The organism is Bradyrhizobium sp. IC3195 (genome assembly GCF_020193585.1).
Classification (GTDB): Bacteria; Pseudomonadota; Alphaproteobacteria; order Rhizobiales; family Xanthobacteraceae; genus Bradyrhizobium; species Bradyrhizobium yuanmingense.
Genome location: NZ_JADYVG010000030.1, coordinates 23,928 through 39,681, shown reverse-complemented (window position 1 = coordinate 39,681; position 15,754 = coordinate 23,928). Strand labels below are relative to the sequence as shown.

At 65.1% G+C, this 15,754-nt stretch carries 13 protein-coding genes; 3 read left to right on the top strand and 10 right to left on the bottom strand.

The features are described 5' to 3' along the window. The first annotated feature begins 625 nt into the window (after nucleotides 1–625). Nucleotides 626–1,123, top strand: a complete 498-nt coding sequence (locus I6F09_RS34165) for a septal ring lytic transglycosylase RlpA family protein (RefSeq protein ID WP_225189982.1) — start codon at nucleotides 626–628, stop codon at nucleotides 1,121–1,123. A 226-nt stretch (nucleotides 1,124–1,349) separates the two neighbouring features. Here I6F09_RS34165 and I6F09_RS34160 read toward each other — a convergent pair whose 3' ends face one another. Next, complete coding sequence (locus I6F09_RS34160; protein WP_225189981.1) at nucleotides 1,350–3,554, bottom strand: primosomal protein N'; 2,205 nt, start codon at nucleotides 3,552–3,554, stop codon at nucleotides 1,350–1,352. Nucleotides 3,555–3,665: 111 nt separating this feature from the next. Between I6F09_RS34160 and I6F09_RS34155 the strand changes: the two genes are divergently transcribed. Both I6F09_RS34155 and I6F09_RS34150 read left to right on the top strand, forming a co-directional pair. Next, nucleotides 3,666–4,631, top strand: a complete 966-nt coding sequence (locus I6F09_RS34155) for a tyrosine recombinase XerC (protein ID WP_225189980.1) — start codon at nucleotides 3,666–3,668, stop codon at nucleotides 4,629–4,631. Between the two features lie 82 nt (nucleotides 4,632–4,713). Continuing rightward, on the top strand, nucleotides 4,714–5,301 hold the full coding sequence (locus I6F09_RS34150) for a DUF4337 domain-containing protein (protein ID WP_036008765.1): 588 nt from the start codon (nucleotides 4,714–4,716) through the stop codon (nucleotides 5,299–5,301). A 189-nt stretch (nucleotides 5,302–5,490) separates the two neighbouring features. Here I6F09_RS34150 and I6F09_RS34145 read toward each other — a convergent pair whose 3' ends face one another. The 9 genes from I6F09_RS34145 to sucC form a co-directional block, all read right to left on the bottom strand. Next, nucleotides 5,491–6,021, bottom strand: coding sequence for a hypothetical protein (locus I6F09_RS34145; RefSeq protein WP_225137144.1), 531 nt, complete (start codon nucleotides 6,019–6,021; stop codon nucleotides 5,491–5,493). 34 nt (nucleotides 6,022–6,055) lie between these two features. Beyond that, nucleotides 6,056–7,456, bottom strand: coding sequence for a dihydrolipoyl dehydrogenase (gene lpdA / locus I6F09_RS34140; protein ID WP_225189979.1), 1,401 nt, complete (start codon nucleotides 7,454–7,456; stop codon nucleotides 6,056–6,058). A gap of 58 nt (nucleotides 7,457–7,514) precedes the next feature. Further along, nucleotides 7,515–8,264 carry an SDR family oxidoreductase gene (locus tag I6F09_RS34135; RefSeq protein WP_225152554.1) on the bottom strand — a complete coding sequence of 250 codons (750 nt, stop codon included), beginning with the start codon at nucleotides 8,262–8,264 and terminating at the stop codon, nucleotides 7,515–7,517. 25 nt (nucleotides 8,265–8,289) lie between these two features. Further along, nucleotides 8,290–8,523: a hypothetical protein gene (locus tag I6F09_RS34130; protein ID WP_036024626.1), complete on the bottom strand. Its 234-nt coding sequence runs from the start codon at nucleotides 8,521–8,523 to the stop codon at nucleotides 8,290–8,292. Between the two features lie 11 nt (nucleotides 8,524–8,534). Next, nucleotides 8,535–9,776 (bottom strand): 2-oxoglutarate dehydrogenase complex dihydrolipoyllysine-residue succinyltransferase, encoded by a 1,242-nt coding sequence (gene odhB / locus I6F09_RS34125; RefSeq protein WP_225189978.1) that lies wholly within the window; start codon nucleotides 9,774–9,776, stop codon nucleotides 8,535–8,537. Between the two features lie 163 nt (nucleotides 9,777–9,939). Next, nucleotides 9,940–12,897, bottom strand: a complete 2,958-nt coding sequence (locus tag I6F09_RS34120) for a 2-oxoglutarate dehydrogenase E1 component (protein WP_036024619.1) — start codon at nucleotides 12,895–12,897, stop codon at nucleotides 9,940–9,942. 137 nt (nucleotides 12,898–13,034) lie between these two features. Further along, the gene (gene sucD, locus I6F09_RS34115; RefSeq protein ID WP_036008780.1) at nucleotides 13,035–13,919 is read right to left on the bottom strand and encodes a succinate--CoA ligase subunit alpha; all 885 of its coding nucleotides are present in this window, start codon (nucleotides 13,917–13,919) and stop codon (nucleotides 13,035–13,037) included. Nucleotides 13,920–13,955: 36 nt separating this feature from the next. Beyond that, nucleotides 13,956–14,435 (bottom strand): DUF1579 family protein, encoded by a 480-nt coding sequence (locus tag I6F09_RS34110; protein ID WP_036008783.1) that lies wholly within the window; start codon nucleotides 14,433–14,435, stop codon nucleotides 13,956–13,958. 4 nt (nucleotides 14,436–14,439) lie between these two features. Then, nucleotides 14,440–15,639 carry an ADP-forming succinate--CoA ligase subunit beta gene (gene sucC / locus I6F09_RS34105; protein ID WP_036008785.1) on the bottom strand — a complete coding sequence of 400 codons (1,200 nt, stop codon included), beginning with the start codon at nucleotides 15,637–15,639 and terminating at the stop codon, nucleotides 14,440–14,442. Nucleotides 15,640–15,754 lie beyond the last annotated feature (115 nt).

Here is a 15,754-nt window from a genome sequence, read left to right as displayed (position 1 = left end):
GAAAAACCGTCGCCACGAAGCGGCGCCTAGCGATCCAAGCCCTTGGAATTCAAGCGGGACTTCGATTTTCGACCAGCACGCGAGGTGCCGGGCTCGTTAAAATCGCGGCTTTGCTAACATAGCAGGTGCGCAGGTGCAACATGACGCCAAACTAAAGGCATGAGGTTCTGTCGCCAGTTCGTCGCAGCCTCGCAACACATTGCGCGCGGGAGGGGCCGACCGAGGCGGCGACTGCCACGTCACGGAATTCAGCGCCGGCCCTGCCGCGATACCTTCCATTGGTTCCTGCCCCCAGCGCATAGCGGCCATGAACACGGATCGCTGAGGCGTGAATCCGTTCCCACCGGTTCCATCCGCTGAATACTTAGCGAATTCTAAACGCTAGGGGCGATGACTTCGCTTTACAGTATTCGCAAGTAATATAGAGGTTAATAAATCGTTAAAGGCGAAGATTACGGAACATCGGCTGAATATCTCGCGACGGTAACAAGATATTTCATGACGACACATACCGGATTTACTGCCCAATTCACGCCTCATTGGGAATCGAAACGCCAAATCGCTCACAAACTGATGGGGGCTCCACTTGCCACAAATGTGGCAATACTAGCTTAGGGACCATTAAATGCTGTCTTTGAAGACGCTGGGCTTTGCGACCCGGCCGCGTACGGCGATTGCTTTCGTCGCCGCAACTCTCCTCGTCGGTGGAACTGCCACCGAAGCTTCCGCCAAATCCCGGCATCACCGGCATCACCACCGCCACCACGCCCAGACCGAGGCCAACGCGACCGCCGATTGGCGCAATGCCAATGCGTCGATGACACCGACCTCCGGCACGGGCCGCAGCTTCTCCGGCATCGCGTCCTTTTACGGCAATGAGTCCGGTAGCAGGACCGCCTCGGGCCAGCGCTTCAACCAGAACGCCATGACCGCGGCGCACCGTTCGCTGCCCTTCGGCACCAAGCTGCGCGTCACCCATGGCAGCCAGAGCGTCATCGTCACCATCAATGACCGCGGCCCGTTCATTCGCGGGCGTGTGCTCGACCTCTCCACGGGTGCCGCCCGCGCCATTGGCCTCACCAGTCGCGGCGTCGGCCGCGTCACCGCGGAAGTCGTCTCCTAAAGGCGCGATCCGCGCCTGATCGAGCGCGCAGTTTTCATCAGTTTGCTGCGCACGTGAAACAAGCCCGCGGTCTTGGGGGACCGCGGGCTTTTTTTGTTTTGTCATTCCGGGGCGCGCGGAGCGCGAACCCGGAATCCATTCATCCACAAACTCTGCCGCCCGATGGATTCCGGGCTCGCGCTACGCGCGCCCCGGAATGACAGTAGAGGGTATGGCTGCGGTGGCCCTACAAAAAGCTCTGCGGATCGACGTCGACTTCCAGCTTCAGATTGCCTGTCGGCTTCGGGCAGACCGCGAGCCAGTTGCGTAAGTAGTCCGACAGGTCGAAACCGCGCGCCGATTTCACCAGGATGCGGAAGCGGTAGCGGCCCTTGATGACGGCGAGCGGCGCTTCGGCGGGGCCGAGCACGACGACGCGCTCGTCGCGCGGCGCGAGCGCGACGAGCTTACGGCCGAAGCCCTCGGCGCCCGGGCGATCGCCAGCGGAGATGATCAGGCTGGCGAGCCGGCCGAATGGCGGATAGAGCGTCTTCTCGCGCAGCTCGATCTCGCTGTCGTAGAAGGCCTCGCGGTCGCAGGCGATCAGCGCCCGCATCACGGGGTGATCGGGCTGATGGGTCTGGAGATAGCCGACGCCGCGGCCCTGCTCGCGGCCGGCGCGGCCGATCACCTGGTTGAGCAATTGCCAGGTACGCTCGGCCGCACGCGGATCGCCGTTGGAAAGGCCGAGATCGGCATCGACCACGCCGACCAGATTGAGCCGCGGGAAGTTGTGACCCTTGGCCACGAGCTGCGTGCCGATGATGATGTCGACGCGGCCCTCCGCGATCTCGGCGAGCTCGCTTCGCATCGTCTCGATCGAGGTGATGAGATCGCTCGAGAGCACCATGGTGCGCGCTTGCGGGAACAACGCGGCCGCCTCCTCCTGCAGGCGCTCCACGCCGGGTCCGACCGCGACCAGCGATTCCTCGGCCGAACAGTTCGGGCAGATGTGCGGGCGCGGCATCGAGAAGCCGCAATGGTGACAGACCAGGCGCTGGCGAAAGCGATGATCGACCAGCCAGGCATCGCAGATGGTGCAGGCGAAGCGATGGCCGCAGGCACGGCACAGCGTCAGCGGCGCATAGCCGCGGCGATTGAGGAAGAGCAGCGCCTGCTCGCGCCGCTCGATCGCGGTTCTGATCTCGCCGGCAAGCCGCGGCGAGATGAAGCGGCCGCGCGCGGGCGGCTCGCGGCGCAAATCGATGGCCTCGATATGCGGCATGTGCTGGCCGCCGAAGCGCGAGGGCAGCGCGATGCGCTGATAGCGGTTCTTGCGCGCATTGACCTCGGATTCCACCGACGGCGTCGCCGAGGCCAGCACGACCGGAATTTTCGCGATGTGCCCGCGCACCACCGCCATGTCGCGGGCGTGGTAATGCACGCCGTCGTCCTGCTTGTAGGCCTGGTCGTGCTCTTCATCGACGACGATGAGGCCGAGCTTGGCGTAAGGCAGGAACAGCGCCGAGCGCGCGCCGACCACGACCGGCGCCGAACCTTCGGAGATCGCGGCCCAATTGCGCGCGCGAGTGCGCGGGGTGAGCTCGGAATGCCATTCGATCGGCCGGACGCCGAAGCGCTGCGCGAAGCGATCGAGGAACTGGCCGGTCAGCGCGATCTCCGGCATCAGGATCAGCGCCTGCTTGCCGCGGCGGATCACCTCGGCGACCGCTTCGAAATAGACCTCGGTCTTGCCCGAGCCGGTGACGCCGTCGAGCAGCGCGACATGGAAGGTGCCGTTGGCCGCGAGCGCGCGCATCGCATCCACACCGGCACGCTGCAGCGGCGAAAAATCCGGCCGGCCGAATTCCGGATCGGGTGCCGGCGGCGGAGGCGGCGGCGGCATTGGCTCAACCGTGAGCGTGCCTTCATCGACGAGGCCGTCGATCACGCCCGAGGAGACGCCGGCCTCCTTGGCCGCCTCGGACTTGCCGTGCAGCAGCCGGTCCGACAGCAGCGCGATGACACGCTGGCGCGCCGGCGTCAGACGCTTCGGCGGATTGCCGGTCAGGCGCACGCCGGCGCGCACCCGCTCCGGGCCGAGATTTTCGCCCATGCGCAGGCACATGCGCAGCACCATGCCGCGCGGGCTCAGCGTGTAATTGGCGACCCAGTCCACCACCGAGCGCAGCTCCGGCTTGAGCGGGGGAATGTCGAGCTTCTCGCTGACCTCCTTGAGGCGGTTATGCAGGCGCGGGTCGGGATTGGCGTTCTCGCCCCAGACCACGGCCAGCACCTCGCGCGGACCGAGCGGCACACTGATGAGATCGCCCGCCTTCAGCTCCATGCCGCGCGGCACCTTGTAGGAATAGGTCTGGTCGAGCGCGACCGGCACCAGCACGTCGACCATGCGGGTGGCGGGGGCAGTGGTGTTGCGCGGCGATTGGTCCATGAGCGGGAATCGGAACCTTGAGGCCTTCAGGCTAGCGCCGCGCGGCGGCCTTAGCGAACAGTAAACTGGTGTGATGCGATATACTGTGCGGAATCACTACGTCCAGAGCGCATGAGCAAAGCGGCCGCCCCACACATCGAGCTCGCCAGCGCCGATCCCTCGATCGCGCAAGAGATGGCGCGCTGGCTGGCGCATCTCGGCGCCGAGCGGCGGCTGTCGCCGAAGACGCTGGAGGCCTATGGCCGCGATCTGCGGCAATACCTGGATTTCCTCTGTGCCCATTGGGGCGAGCGCGTCACGCTCGAGCGGTTTGCAGCGCTGGAAGCCACCGACGTGCGCGCCTTCATGGCGATGCGCCGCGCCGACGACATCGCCGGCCGCAGCCTGATGCGCGCCCTGGCGGGCCTGCGCTCGTTCGGACGTTTTCTGGAGCGTGAGGGCAAGGGCAAGGTCGGTGCATTGTCGGCGATCCGCGCGCCGAAGGTCGCCAAGAGCCTGCCGAAGCCGCTGCCGATGGCATCGGCCAAACGTCTTGCCGACGCCGACGAGCGCGCCGGCGAGGAGCGCGAGACCTGGATCCTGGCGCGCGATGCCGCGGTGATGGCGCTGCTCTATGGCTCGGGCCTGCGCATCTCCGAGGCGCTGGGTCTCAAGCGCCGCGAGGTGCCGCGGCCCGGCGAAGGCGACGTGCTGGTCGTGACCGGCAAGGGCAACAAGACGCGCATGGTGCCGGTGCTGCAGAACGTGCTGGCGCTGGTGCAGGAGTACGTCGCGATGTGCCCCTATCCGCTTCCGGCGGACGGCCCGATCTTCGTCGGCGCGCGCGGCGGCCCCTTGAGCCCGCGCATCATCCAGCTCGCGATGGAGCGGCTGCGCGGCGCGCTCGGGCTGCCCGACAGCGCCACGCCGCACGCGCTGCGGCATTCCTTCGCCACGCATCTGCTCTCGCGCGGCGGCGATCTGCGCGCCATCCAGGAGTTGCTCGGCCATTCCTCGCTCTCGACGACGCAGGTCTATACCGGGATCGATTCCGAGCGTCTGCTGGAAGTGTATGCCAGCGCCCATCCGCGGCGCTGACACACTCTCGTCATAGCTCGCGTGCCTCTTGCGCAGCGCCCACGGTTCGGTCAAATCGTGGGAACCAGCACAGGAGACATTTATGGGCGCACATGAAAGCATGGAGCATGCCGAGCACGCCGAACACGCGTCCGGCTCGAACAAGAAGATCGCGCTTCTGATCGCCGTGCTGGCGCTGTTCCTGGCGATCTCGGAGACGCTCGGCAAGGGTGCCCAGACCGAATCGATCAGCAAGAACGTCGAAGCCGCCAATCTCTGGGCGTTCTTCCAGGCCAAGAGCATCCGCCGCACCGTGGTGGTGACCGCAGCGGAGCAGGGCAAGCTGACACTGGCCGCCGCGGCCGAGGCGCAGAAGCCCGCCGTGCAGAAGCAGATCGACGACTGGACCAAGACCGCGCAGCGCTACCGCTCCGAGCCCGAGACCGGCGAAGGAACCGAGCAGCTTGCGGACAAGGCCAAGCACGCCGAACACGCCCGCGACGAGGCGACCGCGAAATATCATCATTTCGAGCTGGCCTCGGCCGCCTTCCAGATCGGCATCGTGCTGGCGTCCGCCACCATCATCACCGGCATGATCGCGCTCGCCTATGTCGGCGGCGCGCTGACGATCGCCGGCCTGTTCATGACCGCGCTCGGCCTGTGGTGGCCACATCTGCTGCATTTGCATTGAGGTGTTGAGGCCGGGTTCTCACCGCGTCCTTGCGAGGAGCCCTTGCGACGAAGCAATCCAGACTGCCTCCGGGGAAAGATACTGGATTGCTTCGCTGCACTCGCAATGACGGAGGATAGAGCGGGGACGCCTGTCCCGGATTGCGCTGCGCTCCATCCGGGCTACGGACGGTCCTTGTGGTGGCGAAGATCACCGCGCCTGGTGCACGCTCTTCCTGAAGCGCTGGATCATACGCAGCGTGCGGTAGGACCATCCCTCGCCGTCGCCGGCGATCAGCGCGCGGATGCGGCGCTTGATCGGGTCGACCAGCTCGGCGGCCTTGGCGCGCACCCTCAGCACCAGCGTGTAGATCCGCTCGAACCAGTGCATCTCCAGAAGCTTGGCGCGCGTGACGTCGAACACGAAGGCGGTGACGCCGACGCCGACGAGCTTTCCGAACACGATCGTGAAGAACGCGCCGGTCCAGTATTCATGCGCGAGCAGCCACAGCCCGACCAGCTTGAGCGGAAACAGCGGGACGACGGGCACCGCAAACACGAGCAGCGTCATGGCCGGCGAGAGCGCATCGACGCGCTCCGTCAGCCAATGCTTGAAGCGCGCCAGCGGGATGGCTGCGACGATCCTGGCGACGATCGGCTCGAGATGATCCCACAGCCAGGCTTCGATCAGGAAGATGATCGCAAGCAGGACCCAGACCGGTTGAAGAAGGCGGCGCAGCATGTGTTTCCCGCCCGGTTCGGCGCTGGGCGCGTCGTTACATATGGATGGCTCGCTTGCCGACCGCAAGCGCGGCTTCCTTGACGGCCTCCGAGCGCGTCGGATGGGCGTGGCAGGTGCGCGCGAGATCTTCCGCACTGCCGCCGAATTCCATGAGAACACACGCTTCATGGATCATTTCGCCGGCTTCGCGGCCGATAATGTGCACGCCGAGCACGCGATCGGTCTTCGCATCCGCGAGAATCTTCACGAAACCGTCAGTGGTCTGGTTGACCTTGGAGCGGCCGTTGGCGGTGAACGGAAACTTTCCGACCGTGTAAGCCACGCCCGCCTGCTTGAGTTCCTCCTCGGTCTTGCCGACGGAGGACACTTCCGGCGTGGTGTACACGACGCCCGGGATGACGTCGTAATTCACGTGACCGGCTTGGCCTGCGATGATCTCGGCAACCGCGACGCCTTCGTCCTCGGCCTTGTGCGCCAGCATGGGGCCTGCCACGACGTCGCCAATGGCATAGACGCCCTTCAGGCTGGTGGCGAAATGCGGATCGATCTGGACCCGGCCGCGCGCGTCCAGCGCGACGCCGGCTTCCTTGAGGCCGAGACCGTCGGTGTAGGGCACGCGGCCGATGCAGACGAGCACGACGTCGGCTTCGATGGTCTCGGCGGCACCGCCGGAAGCCGGTTCGATTTTCGTAAGCAATGCCTTGCTGTTCATCTCGACGCCGGTCACCTTCGAGCCCAGCTTGAATGCAAATCCCTGCTTTTCAAGGATGCGCTGGAATTGCTTGGCGATCTCGCCGTCCATGCCGGGCAGGATGCGATCGAGGAATTCAACCACCATGACTTCGGATCCGAGCCGGCGCCACACGGAGCCGAGTTCGAGCCCGATCACGCCGGCGCCAATGACCAGCAATCTGCCTGGCACCTTCTCCAGCGACAGCGCGCCGGTCGAGGACACGATGCGCTTCTCGTCGATCTCGATGCCCTTCAGGCGCGCGATGTCGGAGCCGGTGGCGATCACGATGTTCTTGGTCTCGACAACCTGCGACTTGCCGTCGGCGGAGACCTCGACCTTGCCGGTGCCCAAGATCTTGCCGGCGCCCTTGAGCACGTCGATCTTGTTCTTCTTCATCAGGAACTCGACGCCCTTGACGTTGCCGTCGATGCCCTGCTGCTTGAAGTTCATCATCGCGGGCAGATCGAGCTTCGGCGAGGAGACCGAGACGCCCATCTCGGCGAAGGAATGGCCGGCTTCCTCGAACATTTCGGAGGCGTGCAGCAGCGCCTTCGACGGCATGCAGCCGACATTGAGGCAGGTGCCGCCGAGGGTCGCGTTCTTTTCGACCACGGCGACCTTCATGCCGAGCTGGCTCGCGCGTACCGCGCAGACATAACCGCCCGGTCCGGTGCCGATGACGACGAGATCGTAGGTAGCCATGAGAGAAAGTCCCGTAAGGTTAGGCGTGGTGAGGATGTGTCAGCGCCCGCGCGGCGCGTCAGCGTCCGCCGGACACATCGAGAATGGCTGAGGTGACGTAGGAGGCCTCGTCCGAGATCAGCCAGACGATGGCATTGGCGATTTCATCGGCAGTGCCGACGCGCTTCATCGGCACCAGATGGGCCAGGCGATGGGCGCGGTCGGGCTCGCCGCCGGCGGCGTGGATTTCGGTGTCGATCAGGCCGGGACGGATCGCGGCGACGCGGATGCCCTCGCCCGCGACCTCATAGCCGAGGCCGACGGTGAAGGAATCGACCGCGCCCTTGGACGCGGCATAGTCGACATAGGTGTTGGGTGCGCCGAGCCGCGCTGCGACGGACGACAGGTTGACGATGACGCCGCCCGTGCCGCCGTGCTTGGTCGACATCCGCTTCACCGCCTCGCGCGCGCAGAGGATGGAGCCGGTGACGTTGACGGCCATCACGCGCTGGATGCGCTCGGCCGACATCTCGTCGACGCGCACGCCGCTCTTGCCGACGATGCCGCCATTGTTGACGAGCGCCCCGAGCGTGCCGAACTTGTCGGCCTCCTTGAACAGATTGAGGATGTCGCTTTCCTCGGCGACATCGCATTTCACAGCGATGGCCTTGCCGTTGCTGGCCGCGATCTGCGCGACCACCTCGTCGGCCGCCTGCTTGTTGCTGGCATAGCCAACCACGACGCGAAAACCGCGCGCGGCCGCCGCAAGCGCGGTCGCCCGCCCGATGCCGCGGCTGCCGCCGGTGATGACAACGACTTTATCCGTCACATCAATCCCCACGAGTTCGAGCGCACTACGACGTCCTGCCCTCAAGAGCCGCCAAGCGATCAAGCACGGACTTGTCCGTCAAGCTGATCAAATGGAACAGAATGAAGGGCGTGAGAAACGGGATCAGGCACAAGGCCGCGAAGCCGACCCCCTTACCTTTCCTGCGACTAATCGGAATCGCAAAGAAGAAAAAGATAAGGGTGGTCAGCAGGAGCGGCACCATGGAGATGAGCGCATGCGCGAGCGACGGCTCCCCCATCGTCGCCTCCCTTAGAGGTCCAGCACCAGGCGCGCCGGATCTTCCAGGCTCTCCTTGACGCGGACTAGGAAGGTGACGGCTTCCTTGCCGTCGATGACGCGGTGATCGTAGGACAGCGCCAGATACATCATCGGGCGGACCTCGATCTTGCCGCCGACGACCATCGGCCGCTCCTGGATCTTGTGCATGCCGAGGATGCCGGACTGCGGCGCGTTCAGAATCGGGGTCGACATCAGCGAGCCGTAGATGCCGCCATTGGTGATGGTGAAGGTGCCGCCCTGCATCTCGTCGATCTTGAGCTGGCCGTCACGGGCGCGGCGGCCGAAATCGGCGATGCTCTTCTCGATGTCGGAGATCGACTTGTGGTCGCAGTCGCGCACCACGGGCACGACCAGGCCCTTGTCGGTGCCGACGGCGACGCCGATGTGGTAGTAGTTCTTGTAGATCAGGTCGCTGCCGTCGATCTCGGCGTTGACGGCCGGGATGTCCTTCAGCGCCTGCACGACGGCCTTGGTGAAGAAGCCCATGAAGCCGAGCTTGGCGCCGTGCTTCTTCTCGAACGCGTCCTTGTAGTGTGCGCGCAGCGCCATGACGTTGGTCATGTCGACCTCGTTGAAGGTCGTGAGCATGGCGGCGGTGTTCTGCACGTCCTTGAGCCGGCGCGCGATGGTCTGGCGCAGCCGGGTCATCTTGACGCGCTCTTCGCGGGCGGCGTCATCGGCCGGCGAGGGGCTGCGGACCTGCACGGCGGCGGCGGGCTGGTTGACCGGCGTCGGCGCCGAGGCGGCGCGCTCGATGGCGGCCAGCATGTCGCCCTTGGTGACGCGGCCGTCCTTGCCGGAGCCCGGCACGGTCGAGGCGTCGATGCCGGTCTCGGCGGAGAGCTTGCGCACCGACGGCGCGAGCGGCGCATCGGCCGGCGGCGCCTTCGCGGCAGCGGGAGCCGGCGCGGGAGCGGCGGCAGCAGCTGCAGGCGCCGCAGCCTTGGCCGGCGCGCCGGCGGGCTTGGCTGCGCCGGCACCATCGGTGATCTGACCGAGCAGCGCGCCCACGGCAACGGTCGCACCATCGGCAGCGATGATCTCGCTCAGCGTGCCGGCGGTCGGCGCGGGGACTTCGATGGTGACCTTGTCGGTCTCGAGCTCCACCAAGGGCTCGTCGACGGCGACGGGGTCGCCGGCCTTCTTGAACCAGCGGCCGATGGTGGCCTCGGTGACGGATTCGCCGAGCGTCGGCACACGAATTTCAGTCATGGTCTCTTCCTCAAGGGATCGCAGGTAGCGGTCATGAATTCATACGTCATTGCCCGCGAAGACGGGCAATCCAGTACGCCGTGACTTTCGTGATCAGAACGAAAGCCGCGGAGTACTGGATGCCCCGCCCTCGCGGGGCATGACAGAGTCCTAAAAAAACTTCTCAGCTCAGTGCTTCGTCCAGGAACGCCTTCAGCTGAGCCTGATGCTTGGACATCAGACCCGTTGCGGTCGCGGCGGAAGCGGCGCGGCCGACATAACGCGGACGCCGGCTCGCGCCGTTCACCTGGTTCAGCACCCATTCCAGATAGGGCTCGATGAAGTGCCAGGCACCCATGTTGCGGGGCTCTTCCTGGCACCACACCATCTCGGCCTTCTTGAAGCGCGACAGCTCGGCCACCAGCGCCTTCAGCGGCACCGGATAGAGCTGCTCGACTCGCATCAGGTAGATGTCGTCGATGCCGCGCTTCTCGCGCTCCTCGTAGAGGTCGTAATAGACCTTGCCGGAGCACAGCACGATGCGGCGGATCTTCTCGTCAGGGACGAGCTTGATCGCCTCGTTCGGCAGCATCTGGGCGTCATCGTAGAGGATGCGGTGGAAGGTCGTGCCCTTCGCGAGCTCGTCCAGACGCGACACCGCCCGCTTGTGACGCAGCAGCGACTTCGGCGTCATCATGATCAGCGGCTTGCGGATCTCGCGATGCAGCTGCCGGCGCAGCACGTGGAAATAGTTCGCCGGCGTGGTCGGGTAGACCACCTGCATGTTGTCTTCCGCGCACATCTGCAAGTAACGCTCGAGGCGCGCCGAGGAGTGCTCCGGTCCCTGGCCCTCATAGCCGTGCGGCAACAGGCAGACCAGACCGGACATGCGCAGCCATTTGCGCTCGCCCGAGGAGATGAACTGGTCGAACACGACCTGCGCGCCGTTGGCGAAGTCGCCGAACTGGGCTTCCCACAGCGTCAGCGTGTTCGGCTCGGCGAGCGAATAGCCGTATTCGAAACCGAGCACGGCTTCTTCCGACAGCAGCGAGTTGATGACCTCGTAATGGCCCTGCTCGTGGCCGAGATGGTTGAACGGCGTGTAGCGGCTTTCGTCTTCCTGGTCGATCAGGACCGAATGGCGCTGCGAGAAGGTGCCGCGTTCCGAATCCTGTCCGGACAGGCGGACGTGGTGGTTTTCGTTGAGCAGCGAGCAGAACGCCAGCGCCTCGCCGGTCGCCCAGTCGATGCCGTTGCCGCTCTCGATCGCCTTGGCGCGGTTATCGAGGAAGCGCTGAATGGTGCGGTGAACGCGGAAACCGTCCGGCACCTTGGTGATCTTGCGGCCGATGTCCTTCAGCGTGGCGATGTCGACGCCGGTGACGCCGCGCCGCGCATCCTCTTCCTGGTCGGCGATCTTGAAGCCCGCCCACTTGCCGTCGAGCCAGTCGGCCTTGTTCGGCTTGTAGGAGGTGCCGGCCTCGAACTCGGCATCGAGCCGGGCGCGCCAGTCCGCCTTCAGCTTGTCGACCTCGCCCTCGGTGACGACGCCTTCTGCGATCAGGCGCTTGGAGTAGAGCGTCAGCGTCGAGGGATGGGCGGCGATCCGCTTGTACATCACCGGCTGGGTGAAGGCCGGCTCATCGCCCTCATTGTGGCCGTAGCGGCGGTAGCACCACATGTCGATGACGACGGGCTTGTGGAACTTCTGCCGGAATTCGGTCGCGACCTTGGCCGCGAACACGACGGCTTCCGGATCGTCGCCGTTGACGTGGAAGATCGGCGCATCGATCATCTTCGCCACATCCGACGGATAGGGCGAGGAGCGCGAGTAGCGCGGATAGGTGGTGAAGCCGATCTGGTTGTTGACGATGAAGTGCACGGAGCCGCCGGTGCGGTAGCCCTTCAGGTCGGACAGGCCGAAGCATTCAGCAACCACGCCCTGGCCGGCGAACGCGGCGTCGCCGTGCATCAGGAGCGGCATCACGGAGATGCGCATGTCAGGGGGATCGCCGTGCTGGTCCTGCTTGGCGCGGACCTTGCCGAGCACGACGGGATCGACGATCTCGAGATGCGAGGGGTTGGCGGTCAGCGACAGGTGGATGCGGTTGCCGTCGAACTCGCGGTCCGAGGAGGCGCCGAGGTGATACTTGACGTCGCCGGAACCTTCGACCGCGTCGGGATTGGCCGAGCCGCCCTTGAACTCGTGGAATAGTGCGCGATGGGCCTTGCCCAACACCTGGGTCAGCACGTTGAGGCGGCCGCGATGCGGCATGCCGAGCACGATTTCCTTCACGCCGAGATTGCCGCCGCGCTTGATGATCTGCTCGAGCGCGGGGATCAGGGCTTCACCGCCGTCGAGGCCGAAGCGCTTGGTGCCGGTGAACTTGGTGTCGCAGAATTTTTCGAAACCCTCGGCTTCGATCAGCTTCTGCAGGATGGCCCTGCGGCCTTCGCGCGTGAACGAGATCTCCTTGTCGGGTCCCTCGATGCGCTCCTGGATCCAGGCCTTCTGCGCCGCGTTGCTGATGTGCATGAACTCGACGCCGAGCGTCTGGCAGTAGGTGCGCTCGCAGATCGCGGTGATCTCGCGCAGAGTGCCGTATTCGAGGCCGAGCACGTGATCGAGGAAGATCTTGCGGTCGAAATCGGCTTCGCTGAAGCCGTAGGTGCGCGGATCGAGCTCTTCGCGGTTGCGCTGGGCTTCGATGCCGAGCGGATCGAGCTTGGCATGGAAGTGGCCGCGCATGCGGTAGGAGCGGATCAGCATCAGGGCGCGGACGGAATCGCGCGTCGCCTGAAGCAGGTCGGCGGAGGAGATGTCGGCCCCCTTGGCCTGCGCCTTGGCGGCGATCTTGCCACCGACCGTCTTCTCGACCTCGGCCCAGTTGCCGTCGAGGGCGGAGGTCAGATCGTCCTTCGGGGTCAGCGGCCAGTTGTCGCGCTCCCAGGACGGGCCTTCCGCGTTCTTGCTGATGTCAGCCGGCGCGTCGTTCAGGCTCTTGAAGAACTCCTGCCACTCGGCATCGACCGAGGACGGGTCCTTCTGGTAGCGGGCGTAGATTTCGTCGATGTAGGTGGCGTTGGTGCCCTGCAAAAAGGATGACAGGGCAAAGGCTGCGTTCGCGTCCTGGCGAGACATACTTGAGTTCCTGGCGATTTCGATTCGCGCATAACAAACGGCGCTGGCGCCGAGCTCCCCCGACAGGGCTCGACGCGACAGGCACCCTTTACCCTATTTGCTGCGAAACTTCGCCCGGAAAAGCACGAAGAACTGAATTAGCCCTTCAACTTTTCGGCAAGCGTGTGGCCGAGGCGGGCGGGCGACGGGGACACTGTAATCCCTGCGGATTTCATCGCCTCGGTCTTGGAACCGGCATCGCCCTTGCCGCCGGAGATGATGGCGCCGGCATGACCCATGCGGCGGCCGGGAGGGGCGGTGACGCCGGCGATGAAGCCGACCATCGGCTTCTTGCGGCCACGCTTGGCCTCGTCCTTGAGGAACTGGGCGGCGTCCTCCTCGGCGGAACCGCCGATCTCGCCGATCATGATGATCGATTCGGTCTTGGGGTCGGCGAGCAGCATCTCCAGCACGTCGATGAACTCGGTGCCCTTGACCGGGTCGCCGCCGATGCCGACCGCGGTGGTCTGGCCGAGGCCTTCCTGGGAGGTCTGGAACACGGCTTCATAGGTCAGCGTGCCCGAGCGGGAGACGATGCCGACCGAGCCGGTCTTGAAGATGTTGGCGGGCATGATGCCGATCTTGCACTCGCCGGCGGTCATGACGCCCGGGCAGTTCGGCCCGATCAGGCGCGACTTGGAGCCGAGCAGCGAGCGCTTGACGCGAACCATGTCGATCACAGGAATGCCCTCGGTGATGCAGACGATCAGCGGGACCTCGGCGTCGATGGCTTCGCAGATCGCGTCGGCTGCGCCCGGCGGCGGCACGTAGATCACCGACGCGTCGGCGCCGGTCTTCTCACGCGCCTCGCGCACGGTGTCGAACACCGGCAGGCCCAGATGCGTCGAGCCGCCTTTGCCCGGCGAGGTGCCGCCGACCATCTTGGTGCCGTAGGCAATCGCGGCCTCCGAGTGGAAGGTGCCGTTCTTGCCGGTAAAGCCCTGGCAGATGACCTTGGTGTTCTTGTCGATCAGGATGGACATGAGGTCTGCTTTCGCGAAACTAACAGAGTGAGTGGGTCAGTGGATGCGGCGGTAGACGCCGGTGAGGACGTCGGACCAGCCTTCCGCGTCCGGCGAGAATTGAATCTTCAACGAGTAGGAATCCTCATTGATGATCTCGTAGACGTGGCGCGCATTGCCGCGGAGCGAGCCGCGCACCAGCGTCAGGGTCTTGCCGGCCCACCCGCCTGAGGCGGGCGAAGGCGGCGTGTAGCCGAGCGAGTCGTACCAGAACAATTTGTAGGTCCGGTCGTCGCGGTCGAAGGTGAAGATGCCGTGGGTGGCGAAGACCTGCTTGCCGTCGCGCATCTGGATCGAGTCCTGGATCAGATAGAACCCGTTGAGATCCATGCGCGCGACGGTGCGCGAGGTCGCCGGGCCGCCCGCCGTCCAGCGCGACGGGAAGACCATCTCCTCACCATCCCATTCGCCGGCGAACGCGGCGAGGCGCGCATGCTCGGGGAGCGGAGATGATGCGGCGAGATGGTCCTGGGCCATGGCGCTAGCCTCCCTTGACGGCCTTCACGATCTTCTGCGCGGCGTCGTCGAGATTGTCGGCGGGCACCACGTTCAGTCCGGATTCACGGATGATCTTCTTGCCGAGCTCGACGTTGGTGCCTTCGAGACGGACCACCAGCGGCACGCTGAGGCCGACCTCGCGAACCGCAGCCGTGACGCCCTCGGCGATCACGTCGCACTTCATGATGCCGCCGAAGATGTTGACCAGGATGCCCTTCACGTTGGGATCGGCGGTGATGATCTTGAACGCGGCCGCGACCTTCTCCTTGCTGGCGCTGCCGCCGACGTCGAGGAAGTTGGCCGGCGCCATGCCGTAGAGCTTGATGATGTCCATCGTCGCCATGGCGAGACCGGCGCCGTTGACCATGCAGCCGATATTGCCGTCGAGCGTGACGTAGTTGAGATCGTATTTCGACGCCTCGATTTCCTTGGCGTCTTCCTCGGTCAGATCGCGCAACGACACCGCGATCTCGGGATGGCGGAACAGGGCGTTGTCGTCGAAGGACACCTTGGCATCGAGCACGCGGAGCTCGCCCTGCTTGGTCACGACCAGCGGATTGATCTCCAGCATCGACATGTCCTTGGCGACGAAGGCCGCGTAGAGCTGCGCGGTGAGCTTCTCGGCCTGCTTGGCGAGGTCGCCGGACAGATTCAGCGCCTTCGCGACCGTGCGGCCGTGATGGCCCATGATGCCGGTCGCCGGATCGACCGAGAAGGTCACGATCTTCTCCGGCGTGTTGTGCGCGACGTCCTCGATGTTGACGCCGCCTTCGGTCGACACCACGAAGGAGACGCGCGAGGTCTCGCGGTCGACCAGGATCGAGAGGTAGAATTCCTTGTCGATGTCGGAGCCGTCCTCGATGTAGAGGCGGTTGACCTGCTTGCCGGCAGGTCCCGTCTGCACGGTGACCAGCGTCGCGCCCAGCATCTGCTTGGCGAATTCGTTGACCTCTTCCACCGACTTGGCGATGCGGACGCCGCCTTTGTCGCCGGCGGATGCCTCCTTGAACTTGCCCTTGCCGCGCCCGCCGGCATGGATCTGGCTCTTCACCACCCAGACCGGGCCGGGAAGCTGTCTTGCGGCGGCGTCGGAGTCCGAGGCCTTGAGAACCGCTACGCCGCGCGAAATCGGAACGCCGAATTCATGCAGCAGCGCTTTGGCCTGATATTCATGGATATTCATATGGTCGCTCCCTGAACCCGCGGGCGGTGACCTCATGGGCCCACCTCAGTCTTGTGGCTGGCATACCATATACCACAGGAACTGCAACCCGGATTCTTTGACAATCGAGATCTGC